The organism is Caldanaerobius polysaccharolyticus DSM 13641, from assembly GCF_000427425.1.
GTDB classification, from domain to species: domain Bacteria; phylum Bacillota; class Thermoanaerobacteria; order Thermoanaerobacterales; family Caldanaerobiaceae; genus Caldanaerobius; species Caldanaerobius polysaccharolyticus.
This window is the reverse complement of sequence record NZ_KE386494.1, coordinates 990,437-1,008,621: the sequence shown is the minus strand read 5'-3', so window position 1 is coordinate 1,008,621 and position 18,185 is coordinate 990,437. Positions and strand designations below refer to the sequence as shown.

Below are 18,185 nucleotides of genomic sequence, written 5' to 3'. Positions count from 1 at the left end.
TTTGTCTACCTACGAAGTGAGTCATTCTTAACAATATACTGATCAAAATCATTAATCTAAATTCCTTTAAATATATAATTTTTTACTCATTTACTGTAGCATTCAATACTGTATGACAATACTTTAATACTGCATGAGAGTATCTTGGAAAGAAGTTAATGTATTCCAAACTGGTAGAGGGTAGTTGATGGCAGTTTGATAAACTAATCGATGTAATATCAGTAACAGTATCGCTATAATATTTTTGAACGGGAACAGTGATAGATTACACAAGCGACGAATAAAAGGTGCATAATTTAAATATTTGTATATTTCCTGTTTTTATTTTATCACCTCCAATCTTTATCCACATTATACAAAAAAATCCATACTATTTCAATGGAGGTATTAACAAGGTTTGAAGCAACTATTTTTCCTCTTTGAGTTACGTTGGGTATAAGTTGTAATCATGATATAATAATAGCAAATGAAGGCAAAATTTAAATCAGATAGGAGGTTTTAATATGCTTTTAAAAGACAAAGTCGCCATAGTAACAGGCGCAGGTTCCGGATTTGGCAGAGAGACATCACTGCTGTTTGCTCGAGAAGGAGCAAAAATCGTTGCAGTAGACTACAACAGCGAGAGCGGGCAAAAAACCGTCGATGATATAAAGGCTGGCAATGGAGAGGCTATCTTCGTGAAAGCCGATGTATCAAAGGAAGAGGATGTCAAGAGGTTTGTAGACGAAGCAATTAAGGCTTTTGGTAAACTGGACATTATATTTAACAATGCAGGTATATACATACCGGGCAATGCAGAAGCGTTGGCGTCAGAAGATTGGGATAAGGTGATCAATATCAACCTCAAAGGAGTATTCCTAGGGTGCAAATATGCTATTCCGTATTTGAAGAAAAACGGCGGTGGGGTAATTATAAACACTGCATCGGCCGCAGGCTTAATAGGATTTCCTGATGCTGTAGCGTATGCAGCATCCAAAGGCGGTGTGCTGTCGTTGACCAAAGCGATAGCTGTAGATCACGCCAAAGACAACATAAGAGCCAATTGCATATGCCCTGGCACTGGAGAGACAGGCATGACCAGAGAGGTGCTGGAAAATAAGGAAATAAGGGAGATGTTCCTGGCACCCATACCATTAAAGAGGTTCGCACAGCCCGTAGATGTGGCCCATGCAGCCCTCTTTTTGGCTTCGGATATGTCTTCATATATAACAGGCGTGGCCCTTCCGGTAGATGGCGGCTGGACCATGGCATAGAAAGGTGATTAAAATACGCGATTTTTTAACAAAGACTTGAAATTCGTCTCCCATCCTCTACAGGTGGGAGACGAATTTCTATTGTATGCAATAGAATAATATGTCATAATAAATATAGCGGATTTTATCATTAGAAAGCCAGGGTGAGAAAAGATGATGATATGTCAACATTTTCTCATAGAGCCGACAAAAGAGCAGGAAGAAAAACTGTTTTATACACTGTATTTGTGCCGCAAATTATACAACTATTCACTGGAACAGAAGATAAAACATTACAAAGAATACGGCAAAGGACTCACATACACAGATCAGCAGAACATGCTTCCAGAATTTAAGAAAGAACATCCGGAATACAAAGAAGTACATTCGCAAATACTTCAGGATGTATTGAGAAGGTTGGACAGAGCATATAAAAACTTCTTTGAAGGACGAGCAAATTATCCCAAATTCAAAGACAAATATCACTACACATCGATAACACTTCCTCAATGCGAAGCAAAAAGAAATTTCAGCAAAGAAGGATATGTGTATATAAAAAATATAGGGCATATAAAAATAAAAGCACACAGAGACTTTGATCCGAAAAAGGTAAAAACAATAAACATAAAATACCATGCTGGGAAATGGTATATAAACTTGTCAGTCGAAATAGAAGAAGAAAAAGAGAAAGTATCCACAGGAAAAAAAGCTATAGGAATAGATAAAGGGATAAACTCAATAGCTGCGACATCAGAAGGAAAATTGTACTTAAACCCGAGATGGCTGCAGAAAGCAGAAAAGAGACTAAAAAGACTGCAAAGGCAGCTGTCAAGGAAAAAGAAAGGAAGCAAAAATAGAGAAAAGCAAAAGAAGAGGTTAGCGAAGCTTCATGAAAAAGTAGCAAATCAGAGAAGGGACTATCTGCACAAGATAAGCTATAACATAGTCAAAAACAATGACATCATATGTGTTGAGGATTTGCAAGTGAAAAATATGATGAAAAATCATAAACTTGCAAAATCAATAGCAAATGTAGGATGGGGAATGTTAGATAAGTATTTACAGTATAAAGCGGAAAGAGAAGGAAAAATATTCATAAAAGTAAATCCAGCGTATACATCGCAGAGATGCTCAAGATGCGGGAAAATAGTAGAAAAAGACTTATCAGTAAGAGTACACGGATGTGAATGCGGGTTAGAAATAGATAGAGATATAAATGCAGCGATAAATGTACTTCATGAAGGATTAAGACAATTGGGGATAGCTGCATAAAAACGTGATGATATTTTTCGTAGGGAAGGTTCCTCCCGAAGTTACGCCTATGGAGATTGTGTAAGACCTGCTGTGAATAACAGCAGGCAGCGGTCAATGAAGTAGGAAGCTCCATCCTCTATAGGATGGAGTAGGTTCACAAAGAAATGCCCATATACTGATTATCGTAACTTTGATATATGAACTTTTTCTTAATTACAGTTATTCTTCACATATTTATGAAGTTGACAGGGTACAATACCACAACGCAATAATGGAATTGGATAATTTGATGAAGTAATTGCTCAAATAGGCCAAATGAAATTGACTATATTTAAAAACAACGTACCGCCGTATATTGACAGATATTTCGACATATTGGATAAAATTTATTTAAAAATGGGAACGTTGGCACCAGAAGAGAGAAAGAAGCGTTCAGAGATATATATGGATGATAAAAAAGCTGAAGAAGTTAGATCCCTTATAAATTCATTAAAATCGCTCATTAAATAAGTTGCTTTTGTCGAGGTGATGAACACCTCGATTTTTATTTATTTGAGGTGTTGTGATTTTGTGTGAATTGTTGTATATTTATATTATAAACAAGGGGGGATTTTAAATGCTGATGGCAGAACGCCTGTGGCGGCTGGGAACAGAAAACGCTTTTGAGGTCCTGGCAGAAGTGAATAAATTGGCTGCGGCGGGAAGGCATATAATTAGCTTTGCACTGGGGGAGCCGGATTTTGACACCCCTGAGAATATAAAGCAGGCGGGCATCAGGGCTATAATGGAAAACAAGACCCATTACGGCCCTTCTGCCGGTATACCTGAGCTAAAAGAGGCTGTAGCAGGTTATATTTCCCGCACCAGGGGTATTGACGTGTCTCCTGAGGAAGTGGTCATAACGCCAGGGGCAAAGCCTATCATATTTTACACCATTCACGCCTTGGTTAACCCGGGAGATGAGGTCATATACCCTAATCCGGGGTTTCCCATCTACGAATCGGTTATAAGCTTTGTGGGAGCAAAACCTATTCCGCTACCGCTTCTGGAAGAAAAAGATTTCAGCGTGGATGTAGATTATTTGAGGTCTTTAATCACAGACAAAACCAAACTGATCATATTGAATTCACCTCAAAACCCCACAGGGGGAATGTTATCAAAACAAGACCTGGAGGCTATAGCCGAGATCGCCATAGAAAACGATATATGGGTATTGTCTGATGAGGTTTACAGCAGGATCGTATACGACGGCGAGTTTTGCAGCATAGCGTCTATTCCAGGTATGAAAGAGCGCACCGTCTTGTTAGACGGCTTTTCCAAGACCTATGCTATGACAGGCTGGAGGCTGGGCTATGGGGTCATGAACCCGACGCTTGCTCAACAGATAGCGCGCCTTGAGACCAACTGCGAATCCTGTACAGCTACTTTTGTGCAGTACGCAGGGGTAGAGGCCTTAAACGGGCCACAGGATGTCGTGGACAGGATGGTAAAGGAATTTAAAGAGAGACGGGACCTCATAGTGGAGGGATTAAACGACATCAAAGGGATTAAGTGCCTTAAACCCCGCGGTTCATTTTACGTCTTCCCCAATGTAACTGAGGCATGTCGCAGTCTGGGTTTGAAGGATTCAAAAGCCTTGCAGCAGTATCTATTGTACCACGGCGATGTGGCGGTGTTGCCGAGGACGTCTTTTGGAGTCAAAAATGTAGGGGAGAAGGAGGAATACCTGAGGCTTTCCTATGCCACTTCAAAGGAGAATATTGTTGAGGGGTTAAAGCGAATCAAAAAAACCATTGAGGGATAGGGGGAATTTTGATGGATAACAAGATAAGCATAGTATATCATATGGCTTATCCCGGGCCGAGGAATACCAGTTCGGTGCTCAGGGGCGAGCCTGATGAGAAATACTTTATGACAACTCTTAAAAAAATACTTAAGGACGATTATTTCAGTGGCGTAGAAGTAACGGCATTAAAAGACCCTGTGTTGAAAGCGAAGGCTGCAGAGCTTTTAAAGGCCAGCGGAAAGGACGTGATATACAGCGCTCAACCTGTGCAGCTAAACTGGAAGGATGACATGATACCGCCTACTGACATATCCAGCATCGATGAAGTGGACAGAAAGCGGGCAGTTCAGAGGCTTTTTGAACACATAGACGATGCCTATGCCTTTGGCGCCACACAGTTTGCTTTTGTAAGCGGAAAAGACGTGGGGACGTCAGCGGGCTTGAAGCTTAGAAAGCAGGCTAAAACAGCCCTTGTGCGCTCTATAATGGAACTATACCGTTACTCGCTGGAAAAGGCACAAAAACTGGGGGTAAAGCCTCTCATTTTGACGCTAGAGATGTTCGACAGGCTTGATGACAAGGGATGCAAAAACCAGTTGATAGGTCCGACTACTGAAGCCATCGAGTTGGCGGAAGAGCTCAGGTTTACTTATGGATGCGAGAGCTTCGGTCTTATGTACGATTTAAGCCACATGCCATTGCTAAAGGACAATTCCTTTGACGGAGAGACGCCTGATGTGCTTAAAGCGCTGGCGCCATATTTAAATCACGTGCACGTGGGCAACTGCGTACTTGTCAAAGACGATCCCCTTTACGGCGATACCCATGTGGGCTTTGATTACCCCAATGGGGCTGTCTCAAAAGATTTGCTTGCGGAGTTTCTAAAGGTCTTAAATGAGGTAAAGTACGAAAAGGGTATAGGGTTTGAGGTAATGCCCCACGGCGACGAGCAAAGCGATGCGCTGGTATCCATGACCAAGGCTTATTTTGACGAGGCCAGCAGCAGGATAGATGTCAATTATGCGTTGGGCTCCTATGTTTACGTTCCAAGGCGATTTCTGCCGGAGTACATCTTTGACATGATAACAGACATAAGGGTCAATAAGCCCCATGTGGTCATAGATGAAGCCAAGTCACGACGGCGGAGAGAGACCCTTACAAAAGACGGTAGATTGCTGCTTTTGGCCTGTGACCATCCTGCCAGATACGTAACCAATGTAGGGTCGGATCCGGTAAAGATGGGCAACAGATTGGACTACTTAAGCAGGATAATCAGGGTTGTATCCTCGGATCTGGTGGATGGGGTTATGACCACTCCTGACATCATGGAAGATTTGTTTATAATCAACTACATCGTGAAAGAAAAAGGCAACAAGAGCTTTCTGGACGAGAAGGTTCTGGTGGGCTGCATGAACAGGGCAGGCCTTGCAGGTTTCTCCTTTGAAATGGATGACAGGATGACGGCGTATACTCCTGAAACTATGTGTGAGATGAAACTGGATGGCGCTAAGATGATGTTCAGGTTGGAGCAAAATGAAAAGTATTCAGGCAGGACAATGGTATATTGCGCTGAGGCTGTAACGAAGTGCAATAAATACGGCCTTACCGTATTTTTGGAGGCGCTGCCTGTGCAGAAGACAGAAAAAGGGTATCCTGTCAAGATGGATGCCGATGAGATGATTAAAGTAATTGGCGTGGCATCGGCCATAGGGGATTCTTCAAGAAACCTGTGGCTCAAAATACCCTATGTGGATGGATATGATAGGGTCGTAAGAGCTACTACCCTTCCCATACTCATGCTGGGAGGCGAATCTACAGGTAACCCCGTGGATACCATAAAGCAATTTGAAAAGGGATTGGGCGCGGGCAAAAACGTAAGAGGCGCCATGGTGGGAAGAAACGTGTTATATCCTGGAAACGATGACCCCAAGGCCATAGCGGAAGCCATAAGTCTGCTTATACACCGGGATTACTCTACAGAGGAGGCTGTAAGGCATATAAGAAAAAACAGGGGATCTGATATGGATTATTTAATAAAATTAATAAAATAGATGCACAAAAGGCTGCGTTATTCTGCTATGCATAGCGCAGCCTTATTGTTTATTTTTATTAAATAACCATTCGGGTTCTTCTACATCAGGACACGTATTGTACAGCTCAATAGGGTCGAGATCAAGACAGTCGGTTTCGCTGAAGTTGCCTTTTAAATCCCATGCAAGCGTTCCGTTTATAACGGTACACGTGTTTATGAATGTGTCTATGTCCTGTAATTTTTTAAAAACTCCCTTTTTTACTAAATCTTTTGCGTCAAACAACTTTATACTTCCATCATCAAAGTATATATATACTTTGAAATCTTTTGTGGGTATGACTTGATCAACTTCAGGGAAATACCTTGGATCCATTATCTCACCCCTTTTTATAGCCCTTTTATTTCGTTTAATTCTTTTCCTTCACGTGCCAGTTCCCAATTTTGCATCAATTCATCTTTGTGAAGTTCGGCCCACGCTAGTACGAGCCGTAACTGTCTTTTCGGAAGATAGCCTTTTAATACTTTAACGTTTATTATATCTATAATAGCCTTATTATCATTAAACTCTGCATGAAAATGGGGGGGCATATGATCATTCCAATTCATTGATATCTTTATTCCATAAAACATGCATATTGTAGGCATATTCTCGACATCCTTTCATTTTGATGTCCTTTATCACTATTTTATCATAAGTCATTATACATTATCATTTAATAAGAATCAATTATTTTATAATGTTAACAAAGTGCAGGAAAAATGAAAAAGTTGTAGAATAGATATTAGTGGTGATGAATGTTGGCTGATTTGATTCCTGTAAGTTACAAGCTCTTAAAGGGGATGAATGAATCTCTCGTCATAAGGATAATCAGGGAAAAAGGGACTATATCCAGAGCGGATATAGCCAGATATACCAGTTTGACGCCGCCTACAGTTACCAATATCACTAAAAAATTGATAAAAGAGGGAGTTGTCGTAGAGGCTACCATAGGAGAGTCTAAAGGTGGACGCAGGCCGGTGCTGCTAAAGCTTAACCCCAGCTATTTTTATGTGGTTTTAGTGCATATAAGCTCCAATCACCTGCGCCTGGATGTGTCTGATCTGGATAACCGCGTACTGGCATCCAAGAGGATGAAGTTAAAGGACAAATCGCTGGAAGGGGTGCTAAAAAATTTATTTGAGCTCTATGGTCAGATGGTAGACCAGGCAGGGGTACCGGTGGAAAAGATAGCCGGTATAGGGGTCGCTTTACATGGCCTCGTGGATTCTGACAGAGGGATTTCTATATACGCTCCTAACCTGGGATGGAAAAATGTCAGGTTGAGAGAGATTATAAGTGATGAATTAAAGACAGAAGTATACGTAGAAAACGATGTAAGGGCAATGGCTATGGGAGAAAAATGGTACGGCGCCGCAAAGGGCGTGGACAACTTTGTGGCGGTTAGGGTGGGAGACGGCATTGGGGCCAGCGTGGTGATGGATGGCAGGCTTTACACGGGTGTAACCCATTCTTCGGGGGAAATAGGTCATACCACTGTGGATATCAATGGCCCTAGGTGCGGTTGCGGCAATTACGGTTGTCTTGAGGCTATGGCGTCGGAGAGGGCGATATGCGATATTGTCGCTAAGAGGCTGAAGATGGGCGAGGAGAGCTCTATAGAGAACGTGGACGATCTGGACATCGAAGACGTGTATAGTGCCGCTAACGCCGGTGATAAACTGGCTGTGGACGTCATAAAGCACGTGGCTATCTACCTAGGAATAGGCATTGCCAACCTTATAAACCTATTTAACCCAGAACTGGTGGTGCTGGGAGGCAATATCATCAAGGTTAAAGATATTATAAGGCCGATTCTGGGAGATGTGGTAGAGAGGAGGGCATTAGAGAACACCTATAAAGGCTGCAGGCTGGATATATCCCTTTTGGGTGACGATGCTACGATAAAAGGGGCGTACGCCCTTATATTAAACCGCCTCTTTGGCGCGTAAAGGGGGATATTAAAGGTGAAATTGGTTTCGTCCAGAAAAATACTTGTGGATGCGGTAAGGGGTAATTACGCTATTGCCGCATTCAACGTACACAACATGGAGACCTTAAAAGCTGTGATTAAAGGCGCTGTAGAGATGGACTCCCCTGTGATAATTCAGACATCTCAGAGCACGGTTAAGTACGCTGGCATAGAGTACATGGTGGCGCTGGCCAGTGCTGCTGCCAGGTTATCGGATATCCCTGTGGTACTTCACCTGGACCATTGTACCGATTGGGAACTGGCCAGAAGGTGTATAGATGCTGGCTATACGTCTGTTATGGTTGATGGATCCATGCTATCCTATGAGGACAACGTGGCGCTGACAAAAAAGGCTGTGGAATACGCTCACCTCAGGGATGTAACTGTGGAAGCGGAGCTGGGCAGGGTAGCAGGGGTGGAGGACGACCTGTCTGTAGAAGATGAGATGTCGCTGTACACAGATCCTGATCTGGCTGTGGATTTTGTGAAAAAAACCGGCGTGGATTCCCTGGCTGTTGCTATAGGTACAGCCCATGGCGTTTACAGGGGTGAGCCCAAGCTGGATTTTGAGAGGTTGAGCGCTATAAGGAGCAGGGTAGACGTGCCTCTGGTACTTCACGGTGCTTCCTGTGTCCCTGATGAATCCATCATAAAAGCGGTAAAAACGGGTATCAATAAGATCAACATAGCTACAGAGCTTAAAATGCCCTTTGCTGATGCCTTAAAGCGGGTGTTTAAAGAAAGACCTGAAGAGGATGATCCCAGAAGGTATTTTGCCCCTGCTATGGATGCGGTTACCCGGGTAGTAAAGCACAAGATCGGTTTGTGCTTTAGCCAAGGCAAGGGATCTGCTGAGGTGAAGCGTATATGAATAGACAAAGTATTTACGTCATATACGGGAATGACGGAAAGAGAATGGTCAAGGAGCTTTTGCACGCTGTGAAAATAGAAAACGAGATCACAGGTGATATGCTGATAGGTTTAAAGCCCAACATGGTGGTTGCCAAACCTCCTGAGTCCGGCGCGACTACCTCAACCGATATGGTCTGTGGCATAATAGAGTACCTTAAAGATTGCGGCTTTAATCGCATAATCATTCTAGAGGGCTCATGGGTAGGGGACAGCACCCAGAGGGCTTTTAAAGTGTGTGGATATGATAGGATATCAAGGGAATACGGTGTGGAGCTTTTTGATACCAAAAAGGATGGATTTAAGGCCTACGATGCCGGCGGTATGAAGATAAACGTCTGCGATAAGGTCATGGAGGTGGATTACCTTATAAATTTGCCTGTATTAAAGGGCCATTGTCAGACGGAAATAACATGCGCGCTTAAAAACATGAAAGGATGCATACCTGACAGCGAAAAGCGGCGTTTTCATACTATGGGACTGCACAGACCTATTGCCTATTTAAACAAAATCGTAAAGCCTTCTTTTAATATCGTGGATGGGCTTATAGGGGACCTGGATTTTGAAGAGGGAGGTAACCCCGTGGAGATGAACAGGATAATTGCTGGAAAGGACCCTGTGTTGATAGATGCTTACGCCGCAGAGCTTATGGGCTATGATCCTTATGATATAGGTTATATAAAGCTGGCTGAAGAGCTTGGGATAGGTTGCGCTGATCTTAAAAAGGCCGAAATCGTGGAATTAAACAAAGATACAGCAGTACAAAAAAAGTTCACTGATGCCGGCAGAAAGGTAAAGAGGCTTTCTCAATGGATTATAGAACAGGATGCCTGTTCAGCGTGTTACGGCAGCCTTGTCCACGCTCTGGCAAGATTGGATGAACAGGGATTGCTGGGGAGACTAAGAGAAAAGGTGTATATAGGCCAGGGCTTTAAAGGAAAAGCCATAGAGGGTATAGGCGTAGGTAAATGTACTGGTGGCTTTTCCCGGTGTGTGAAAGGATGCCCACCAAAAGCCAAAGACATTCTGGAATTTTTAAAGGAGTATGTGAACGCATAAAGTGCTTTAGGCCGTCATATGCGTAGGCATGCTGGTTGTTAAGCTGTTGCCTTCGAGTTGTTCATAAACATTTTTCCTACGATTAATACATATGCGCTATACGCGATGACCTGCGTTAAAGATGGTGAACTCTCGTATCTTAACCACTCTAGGTTCCATACTTTTTCAATTATCGGAGGTATTATACCCAATTTCCCTAATCCAGCAATCATATGGGATGCTAAACCTGCTGCAATGAGTATTAAAAGCCACCCTGTTATCGTAAAGAATTTACTTAAATTTAATTTTATGGTTGTTTTGTATAATAGAGCAGATATTATTGCAGCTATAAATAACCCGATAAATGAGCCTAATAACAAGCTTTCATCTTTTAAGGCGCTTAAGAATAGAGCTGTTTCTATTCCTTCTCTTGTCACTGCTGCAAATGCTAAAATTGATATACCCCATACCTGGTTATTTGATAATGCTTCATCGATTTTTGCTTGAAGTTCACCTTTGATGTTCTTGCTTTGTTTTTGCTTGGTTGATTTTTGTGAGGTATCCCAGGAGTATACCAACGATTAGAAACGCTTCAAGTCCTTCGCGGATAGTAATTAATATACCTGCTAACATAAAAAGCCTCCTTTTATTCATAGTTATGATAATGATTGTCATTATCGTTTATAAATTTACTATAGATTTATTGAGTTGTCAATGTTTTTTTAAATGTTGATCATTTTAGACATATATATTAGAATATACACAATAGGGTGTTTTTCTCGGGGGGATTTAAAGTGGACAAGGTGCTTATAATCGATGACGATGAATTGCTGGTAAAGGGCTTGAGGTTATCTTTAATGCAAAACGGTTTTGCGGTAGATGTGGCCTATGATGGCAGGTCAGGTCTTGAGATGGCCAGGAGAAATCAACACGATGTGGTAATACTGGATTTGATGCTTCCGGAGATAGATGGTTTAAGCGTGTGCAGGAAAATCAGGGAGGTTTCCAACGTGCCCCTTATTATGCTCACGGCAAAAGGGGATGATGTGGATAAGATCGTGGGAATTGAGATGGGAGCAGATGATTACGTTACAAAGCCTTTTAACACGAGAGAGTTGATAGCGCGGATAAATGCGCTTTTGAGGCGAAGTCGAAATGGCTATGAGAGGAAACAGGATGTGCTGGAATACGGCGATTTAAAAATAGACGCGCGCAGCAGAAGGGTGTTTTTAAAGGGGAAGGAAGTGGAACTTACGGCCAGGGAGTATGATGTGCTTTATTTGCTGGCGTCTAATCCGGGGAAGGTATTTTCAAAAGACCAGATACTGGATAGGATCTGGGGATACGATTTCAATGGAGACATCAAGACATTGAATGTCTATATTAGCAAACTCAGAGAAAAATTAGGTGACAGCACGTCTGACCCAAAGTATATCGTGACTAAGTGGGGCTCAGGATATTATTTTAAAGGGTGATCACATGAGTTTAAGGTGGAGGATTTTCCTCATATACGTTATTATTCTGTGCGTTTCCCTTTCAGCTATGGACATTTATCTTTACCATAGCATTACCAGCGATTACATGACTTCTGAGAGGATATCCAATCTCACCCAGGCCAATATAATAGCGAATATAATGGCAGGCTATATAGGGCGCAACTCTTATATGTTAAAGCCCACTATAGAAACTTTTTCAAAACAGGTTAACTCCAGGGTTCTCTTTTTAAATAGAGATGGAATTGTGGCTATCGATTCCTCTTCTGTAAAAAGCCTTGAAGGTCAAAGGCTTTGGATAAAAGAAGTGAGTAATGCTTTAAAGGGGATAAGTCAGGCAAATATTTATTATTTAAAGGGAATAGGCCATGTCATGTATACTGCTGTTCCTGTAGTGGTATCGGGCAAAAGCGTAGGGGCTATTTTGTTATCCACCAGCATCGAAGATGTAATTGCTATGGCCGCAAACATCAAGTACAAACTGATTTACCTGTTTACCGCTACAGGCATTTTTATAACGCTAATTGGGCTTATGATGGCCAACTTTATCACAAGACCCCTTAAAGAGCTCACCAAGGCGGCCAACCAGATGTCGGCGGGGAATCTGGGGTATGTGGTTAACATAAAGAGAAAAGATGAGGTAGGCCATCTGGCCAGGGCTTTTAACGATATGAGCGTTAAGTTAAAAATTATAGATGAAGCCAGAAAAAAATTCGTATCTGATGCATCTCACGAGCTTAAGACTCCTATAGCGGCGATCAAGGCTATGGTTGAGCCTTTGATATACGGGGACGCAGATAAGGAGACGTACAGGGAATTTCTCTGCGACATCAATGACGAGCTGGACCGCATGGCCAGGCTTGTGAATCAGCTTTTAGATCTGACACGGCTGGAGAAGGCCATCAAGGTGGAAAAGCGGGAAGCGGACTTGAATAAAATCATAAGCAATGTGATTTCTGACATAAAGCCTCTGGCCGATGCCAAAGGCATATCACTTCGCGGCGATGACCGGCCTGTGATAGTTAGAGTCAACGAGGACCTTATATACAGGATGGTGTACAATTTAATAGAAAACAGTATAAAGTACTCCCCTGAAAAAAGTGAGGTTTATGCGGCTGCCGGCTACGTAGGAGGAATGCCGGCTGTAATCGTGGAAGATCACGGAGAAGGGATTGAACCGGAGATCTTGCCCCATATTTTTGAGAGGTTTACCAGGGGCGATAAAGCCAGAAGCAGAAAAAGCGGAGGATTTGGCTTGGGGCTGGCTATTGTAAAAGAGATAGCCGATTTGCACGATGCCAGTATAAGCGTGCAAAGCGATGTAGGTAAAGGTACCAGGTTTACAGTGACCTTTTGATTTTGTAACACTATTGTAAATGTAATGTAAGTATAAATTTATATATATGTGTTAATATTTAATAAAACAGGAGGTGAAGGGATGAAGAGGTTTTTGGCTGTTATATTGTCAATAGTGTTGGTTGCGTTGATTTCGTCAGGGTGTGCGCCATTTCAAAGATCTAAAAAATCCAGTGGCGGAACCGTAAGCATAGACCCCAAGCCGGTGGCGACTGAGAATGATATGGGAGAAATAAAGCTGTACTTCCCTTCTACTGCCGGTGGCTTGGTTTTAGAATTGAGAAACGTAACGGAAAAAAGCGACAGTGTAAAACAGGTACTGGACGAGTTTTTAAAAGGGCCTAAAAGCCGCTTTGAAGAGCAAGGGGTTCCCGACGGGACTCAGGTGATATCCTACGATCTAAAACAAGGGGTGTTATACGTCAACTTTTCTTCCGAGTACTCACGGGCCACCAGAGAACAGGTAAGAGCTCTGGTGACTACCCTTACAGAGCTTCCCAATGTAAATAGCGTACAGTTACTGGTTGAAGGTCAGAAGCAAAAAAGCATCGGCATGGACCCCATGAGCAGAGAGGTGATTGTAGGTAAAGTAAATTACCAGTCAGGTTGGCTTGAGGAAATACAAGACCGGGTGGATGAGGGAAAAGAGCTGTGGCGAACTGATCCTCTTTCCGTGGTCAGGACCGAAGGAGGTATCGTAGGTTTCAACTCCGACGATGAGCTCAGCGTGGTGAGGCAACAGGACGGATCGGCACAGGTAGATGTGGTATCTATGGGGAAAGGGTATACTGTTGACCTCAAGCAGCCTATCAAAAAGGGAGATAGCGGGATATGGGTTATTGACAGCGTGGCTGCTAAGTTTACTCAAATAGCTGAGGCAGATCCTCTAAAAGGCGAGACGTTTATATACGGCAAGCTTTTGAGTATTGACGTTCAAAACAGGGTTATAAAGATTGAGAGAGAATATCAGGATTCAGCGGATGTAAAAAACAATGTGGGATCTGACATCCCTGTTTTGCAAGATGCGGTTATACATTTTCAGAAAAAAATCGGGATAAGCGATAACGGGTATAAATACGAGGAACAGGACATGAAGTTTGAGGATATAAAGTTGGGCTCTGAGCTGGGCATAATTTTGACCAAGGATAAAAAAGCCCGTGCTATTATTGTATCAGATCCGGTTCAGATACTAAAAGAGCCTAATATAAAGGTCATCCAACCCACGCAAAAACAGGTGCTGGAGAGCCCTTTTAAAGTTGTAGGCACAGCCAGGGTTTTTGAAGGTACTGTCAACATCGAACTGGTGACGTCTGATGGCAAACTTTTGGATCAGACCGCTGCTCAGGCTACGGCGGGAGCACCCTCATGGGGGGACTTTGAAGCGATGGTATCCTATCAACCTCTAGATAAGCCTGTTGACGGGTTGTTGAGGGTGTATTCCCAGAGCCCTAAAGACGGCTCCAGGCAGGATATGGTGGTTATACCGGTTAGGCTTAAATAAATAAGTTTGAATTTTGAAAAGGCTTAGACTAACGAGTCAAGCCTTTTTTATTTTTTCTTTAACAGTTTTACAAAATCAGCTATAATAGTATTGTCCACGTAGGGTTGACGATATTTGCAATGGGGGATGTTAGAGTATGTATAAATTGTTGCTTGTGGACGACGAAGAAGAGGTTAGAAAGGGCATTATAAACAAGATTCAGTGGGAAAAGTACGGCTTTGACGTGGTAGCCGAGGCCGAAAACGGCTGGGATGCACTGGACGTCGCTGAGAAAATTGTACCAGATGTGGTTATTACGGATATAAAAATGCCATTTATGGATGGGATAAAGCTCGCGGAACTCTTGCGCGATAAGTACCCTACTGCTAAAATCATTATATTGACTGGTTACGACGAATTTGAATATGCTCAAAAGGCGATAAAGTTAAACGTAATGGATTACGTTTTAAAACCTGTTTCTTCTAAGGAGTTAGTTGATGTGCTCGTAAAAGTAAAGGCTCAAATTGACGACGAAATTGCTCAGAAGCAAGATATTCAAGCTTTAAGGGAACATTATAGAAAGAGTTTACCTGTATTAAGAGAAAAGTTTTTGACGTCATTGGTTATGGGCAAATTGGGCAAAAATGAGATATTGGAAAGATCTCATAATTACGGCGTGGATTTAAATGGGAGTTTATTTGTGGTATCGGTTGTAAGCATTGATAACATGGTAGAATCAGCAGAGAATTTGGGTTTTGTTTTGCCCGAAGATAGTGAATTGTTGAGCTTTGCTTTGCTGAATATATGCGAAGAGGTGGTGGATAAATACGGTCTGGGTATAGTATTTTTAAACGATGAAAAAATCGTGATAATAACAGTTAGCGATCAAAATGACAAGTATGCGGTTATGGACAGGACATTTTCGGCTTTGGAAGAGATAAAGAAAAGCGTTGAAAAATTTCTCAAATTCACTGTAACCATTGGAGTAGGGACTGTTTGCGGTAACACTGAGGGAATAAGCGATTCCTATCGACAAGCGCTTTCTGCACTGGATTACAAGTTGGTTCTCGGAAATAACAGGGTCATATGGATAGAGGATATAGAGCCCCATTGTGAAAACAAAGTGGTTTTTGACGATGAGAAAGAGCGTATGCTTACAAGCTGCATAAGAGTTGGAACTCACGAAGAAGTTGAGGGCATAATTGAAAAATTGTTTGATGGTATTGATTGGACAAAGGTTTCTATCGACGATTACAAGGTATATTTGATGGAAATTATGACGGCGATATTAAAGACTGCGGCGGCTTTAAATTTAAACACAGAGGAGGTCTTTGGATCGAACTTTGGTGTTTTTAATGAGATGTATAAATTTGACAGTATTCGAGGAGTTAAAGAATGGCTTAAAAATATTTGTGTTAAAATAATGAATTGCATTTCTAACGATAGAAAGAGCACGTATAAGCTCCTGGTAGAAAAAGCGAAAGAATACGCGCAAAATCATTACAGTGAAAGCGATATAACTATTGATAAAATCTGTAAATTTCTCCACATAAGTCCTACCTATTTCAGTTTTATATTCAAAAAAGAGACAAAAATGACATATATGAATTATTTATTACAAATTAGAATGAACGTTGCAAAAGAGCTTTTAAAAACCACAAATATGAAGGTGTTTGAAATTGCCGAAAAAGTCGGCTATCCTGAGCCCAATTATTTTAGCTATAGTTTTAAAAAATACGTGGGTATGTCTCCAACAGAGTACAGAAATTCAGCTAATGGGGAAATTGCAGGTGTTGAAAATTGAGAGATAGGGTTTTTGAATACATTAAAAGCGTATTTGTGAATGTATTTAAAGAAATTAAAGTAAGAAGTATGCAATTTATAATTACATTTTCATTCGCTTTAATTGCGTTTATGGGTATGTTGTTCGTGGGATTTGTGCTATATGATAAATTTTTGCAGGTAACAGAGCAAGATATGATATTTAATTTCAGACAGGTTTTGGAAGAAGTTAATTTAAATTTTGAGTATTACATTAAAGACATGATATATATATCCAACACCATAAGTAATCAGCTAAGTGTAGGAGAGGATTTCCCTAATAGCAAATTGTTAGACCAGATGAATGTGATACTGAATTCAAAAGATGACATAGTTACCATTGCGGTTTTTTCGGATAAAGGAGAACTTTTATTGGCAACGCCGTTTTCCAAGCTTAAAGCGGGATCCAATGTGCAAAATCAAAATTGGTTTAATCTGGCTCTAGAGAATTTTGGCAACTACTATTTTTCTCCACCGCATGTTCAGGACCTTTTTGAAGGGCAGCGCAGCTGGGTGATATCGCTGAGCAGAGGTGTCACCTTTGAAAGAAAAGGGCGGAGGATGAATGGAGTCCTGTTGCTGGATATGAATTTTAGAACAATAGACCGTTTATGCCAGATGGTGAATCTCGGCAAAAGAAGCTATATTTATATAATAGACTCTGGTGGCAACATGATTTACAAACCTCCGCAACAATTAAATCATTTAGAATTGAGCAGAAAAAATAATATGAACTTTGCAAGTCATCCTGATGGTAGCTATTTAGAAAGAATAAACGGTGAAAAACGCCTGGTTATTGTAAGAACGGTTGCGTACACCAGGTGGAAAATAATAGGTGTATCGTACATGGATGAATTGATAACGACCAAAAAAGAAGTTAGCAGATTTATTGTTTTTGCGGTAGTTTTAGCCTTATTTTTTGTGATTCTTAGCTCTGTCCTGATCTTTAAAAAAATATTTCGCCCCATGAAGCGCTTAGAAGACTGCATGAAAATGATTGAAAAAGAAAATTTTGATGTACATCTTGAGGTTAAAGGTGAAAATGAAATAGCGCAGCTGTCGAGAGCTTTTAATTTGATGGTTTCAAAGATCAAGCACCTTATGAGCCAAATAGTGCTTGAGGAAGAACAAAAAAGGAAAAGCGAGTTGAGCGCGCTTCAGGCGCAGATAAATCCTCACTTTTTGTACAACACATTGGACTCAATCGTTTGGATGGCAGAGAATGGGAAGATGGATGAAGTCATACAAATGGTGACAGCACTGGCCAGGTTTTTTAGGATAAGTATAAGCAAAGGCAAAAATATAATTACCGTAAGAGAAGAACTTGAATACGCCAGAAGCTACCTGACCATTCAGAAGATAAGGTATAAAGACAAGTTCAGGTTTGAAATCCAAGCCCAGCCCGAGGCCCTTGAGTGTAGAACTTTAAAATTGATTTTACAGCCAATAATTGAGAATTCTATATATCATGGCATCGAAAACATGGTAGATGAAGGCTTTATAAAAGTATCTGCCCAAATTGTGGATAATAAACTATTATACGTAGTCCGTGACAATGGCCTTGGCATAAAGCCTGAGATTTTAAAAAATATCTTAGAATACCAGACAGAAGGCAAACGGGGTTCTGGTATAGGGATAAAAAATGTCCATGAGAGGATACAGTTGTTTTTTGGCAAAGAATACGGCTTGCATATAGAGAGCGAGCTGGAGGTCGGTACGACTGTTGAGATATGGCTTCCCATTGTAAAAGAATAAGAGGGCTTTTGAAAGCCTTT

General features: G+C 41.5%; 15 protein-coding genes. 12 read left to right on the top strand and 3 right to left on the bottom strand.

Annotated elements, in window-relative coordinates; all coding sequences use genetic code 11:
- Positions 1-503: 503 nt before the first annotated feature.
- The 4 genes from CALPO_RS0105795 (at position 504) to CALPO_RS14165 (ending at position 6,323) form a co-directional block, all read left to right on the top strand.
- The gene (locus tag CALPO_RS0105795; protein WP_026486487.1) at positions 504-1,253 is read left to right on the top strand and encodes an SDR family NAD(P)-dependent oxidoreductase; all 750 of its coding nucleotides are present in this window, start codon (positions 504-506) and stop codon (positions 1,251-1,253) included.
- A 153-nt stretch (positions 1,254-1,406) separates the two neighbouring features.
- Positions 1,407-2,504, top strand: coding sequence for an RNA-guided endonuclease InsQ/TnpB family protein (locus tag CALPO_RS0105790; RefSeq protein ID WP_026486486.1), 1,098 nt, complete (start codon positions 1,407-1,409; stop codon positions 2,502-2,504).
- A gap of 598 nt (positions 2,505-3,102) precedes the next feature.
- Complete coding sequence (locus CALPO_RS0105780; protein ID WP_026486484.1) at positions 3,103-4,290, top strand: pyridoxal phosphate-dependent aminotransferase; 1,188 nt, start codon at positions 3,103-3,105, stop codon at positions 4,288-4,290.
- 11 nt (positions 4,291-4,301) lie between these two features.
- Positions 4,302-6,323 carry a Cgl0159 family (beta/alpha)8-fold protein gene (locus CALPO_RS14165; RefSeq protein ID WP_051585853.1) on the top strand — a complete coding sequence of 674 codons (2,022 nt, stop codon included), beginning with the start codon at positions 4,302-4,304 and terminating at the stop codon, positions 6,321-6,323.
- A gap of 42 nt (positions 6,324-6,365) precedes the next feature.
- On the opposite strand, the gene CALPO_RS0105770 is transcribed toward CALPO_RS14165, so the two are convergent.
- Both CALPO_RS0105770 and CALPO_RS0105765 read right to left on the bottom strand, forming a co-directional pair.
- Positions 6,366-6,677, bottom strand: a complete 312-nt coding sequence (locus CALPO_RS0105770) for a DUF2442 domain-containing protein (RefSeq protein WP_035172202.1) — start codon at positions 6,675-6,677, stop codon at positions 6,366-6,368.
- Positions 6,678-6,691: 14 nt separating this feature from the next.
- Positions 6,692-6,949 carry a DUF4160 domain-containing protein gene (locus tag CALPO_RS0105765; RefSeq protein WP_026486482.1) on the bottom strand — a complete coding sequence of 86 codons (258 nt, stop codon included), beginning with the start codon at positions 6,947-6,949 and terminating at the stop codon, positions 6,692-6,694.
- 150 nt (positions 6,950-7,099) lie between these two features.
- On the opposite strand from CALPO_RS0105765, the gene CALPO_RS0105760 reads away from it, so the two are divergent.
- Genes CALPO_RS0105760 through CALPO_RS0105750 form a run of 3 tightly spaced genes read left to right on the top strand, consistent with a single transcriptional unit; the run spans position 7,100 to position 10,281 of the window.
- On the top strand, positions 7,100-8,293 hold the full coding sequence (locus tag CALPO_RS0105760; RefSeq protein WP_051585852.1) for an ROK family transcriptional regulator: 1,194 nt from the start codon (positions 7,100-7,102) through the stop codon (positions 8,291-8,293).
- Between the two features lie 15 nt (positions 8,294-8,308).
- Positions 8,309-9,184, top strand: a complete 876-nt coding sequence (locus CALPO_RS0105755; RefSeq protein ID WP_026486480.1) for a class II fructose-bisphosphate aldolase — start codon at positions 8,309-8,311, stop codon at positions 9,182-9,184.
- Complete coding sequence (locus tag CALPO_RS0105750; protein ID WP_026486479.1) at positions 9,181-10,281, top strand: DUF362 domain-containing protein; 1,101 nt, start codon at positions 9,181-9,183, stop codon at positions 10,279-10,281. The genes CALPO_RS0105755 and CALPO_RS0105750 overlap by 4 nt, the downstream gene beginning before the upstream one ends.
- A 38-nt stretch (positions 10,282-10,319) precedes the next feature.
- Here the strand turns inward: CALPO_RS0105750 and CALPO_RS13360 are convergent, their stop codons facing one another.
- Positions 10,320-10,838 (bottom strand): FTR1 family iron permease, encoded by a 519-nt coding sequence (locus CALPO_RS13360; RefSeq protein WP_245589893.1) that lies wholly within the window; start codon positions 10,836-10,838, stop codon positions 10,320-10,322.
- Positions 10,839-11,054: 216 nt separating this feature from the next.
- Between CALPO_RS13360 and CALPO_RS0105735 the strand changes: the two genes are divergently transcribed.
- The 5 genes from CALPO_RS0105735 to CALPO_RS0105715 all read left to right on the top strand — a co-directional run bounded on the left by CALPO_RS0105735 (position 11,055) and on the right by CALPO_RS0105715 (position 18,165).
- Positions 11,055-11,735 (top strand): response regulator transcription factor, encoded by a 681-nt coding sequence (locus tag CALPO_RS0105735; RefSeq protein WP_026486477.1) that lies wholly within the window; start codon positions 11,055-11,057, stop codon positions 11,733-11,735.
- 4 nt (positions 11,736-11,739) lie between these two features.
- Positions 11,740-13,110, top strand: a complete 1,371-nt coding sequence (locus CALPO_RS0105730) for a sensor histidine kinase (protein WP_026486476.1) — start codon at positions 11,740-11,742, stop codon at positions 13,108-13,110.
- An 81-nt stretch (positions 13,111-13,191) separates the two neighbouring features.
- Positions 13,192-14,610: a Gmad2 immunoglobulin-like domain-containing protein gene (locus CALPO_RS0105725; RefSeq protein WP_026486475.1), complete on the top strand. Its 1,419-nt coding sequence runs from the start codon at positions 13,192-13,194 to the stop codon at positions 14,608-14,610.
- A 136-nt stretch (positions 14,611-14,746) separates the two neighbouring features.
- Entirely contained in the window at positions 14,747-16,393 is a 1,647-nt protein-coding gene (locus CALPO_RS0105720) for a response regulator transcription factor (RefSeq protein WP_026486474.1), read from the top strand.
- The gene (locus CALPO_RS0105715; protein ID WP_051585851.1) at positions 16,390-18,165 is read left to right on the top strand and encodes a cache domain-containing sensor histidine kinase; all 1,776 of its coding nucleotides are present in this window, start codon (positions 16,390-16,392) and stop codon (positions 18,163-18,165) included. The genes CALPO_RS0105720 and CALPO_RS0105715 overlap by 4 nt, the downstream gene beginning before the upstream one ends.
- Positions 18,166-18,185 lie beyond the last annotated feature (20 nt).

Excerpts from the sequence above, each read along its gene's own strand:
- CALPO_RS0105795 (WP_026486487.1), top strand. The coding sequence starts at position 504 with ATGCTTTTAAAAGACAAAGTCGCCATAGTAACAGGCGCAGGTTCCGGA.
- CALPO_RS0105790 (WP_026486486.1), top strand. The coding sequence starts at position 1,407 with ATGATGATATGTCAACATTTTCTCATAGAGCCGACAAAAGAGCAGGAA.
- CALPO_RS0105780 (WP_026486484.1), top strand. The coding sequence starts at position 3,103 with ATGCTGATGGCAGAACGCCTGTGGCGGCTGGGAACAGAAAACGCTTTT.
- CALPO_RS14165 (WP_051585853.1), top strand. The coding sequence starts at position 4,302 with ATGGATAACAAGATAAGCATAGTATATCATATGGCTTATCCCGGGCCG.
- CALPO_RS0105770 (WP_035172202.1), bottom strand. The coding sequence starts at position 6,677 with ATGGATCCAAGGTATTTCCCTGAAGTTGATCAAGTCATACCCACAAAA.
- CALPO_RS0105765 (WP_026486482.1), bottom strand. The coding sequence starts at position 6,949 with ATGCCTACAATATGCATGTTTTATGGAATAAAGATATCAATGAATTGG.
- CALPO_RS0105760 (WP_051585852.1), top strand. The coding sequence starts at position 7,100 with ATGTTGGCTGATTTGATTCCTGTAAGTTACAAGCTCTTAAAGGGGATG.
- CALPO_RS0105750 (WP_026486479.1), top strand. The coding sequence starts at position 9,181 with ATGAATAGACAAAGTATTTACGTCATATACGGGAATGACGGAAAGAGA.
- CALPO_RS0105730 (WP_026486476.1), top strand. The coding sequence starts at position 11,740 with ATGAGTTTAAGGTGGAGGATTTTCCTCATATACGTTATTATTCTGTGC.
- CALPO_RS0105725 (WP_026486475.1), top strand. The coding sequence starts at position 13,192 with ATGAAGAGGTTTTTGGCTGTTATATTGTCAATAGTGTTGGTTGCGTTG.
- CALPO_RS0105720 (WP_026486474.1), top strand. The coding sequence starts at position 14,747 with ATGTATAAATTGTTGCTTGTGGACGACGAAGAAGAGGTTAGAAAGGGC.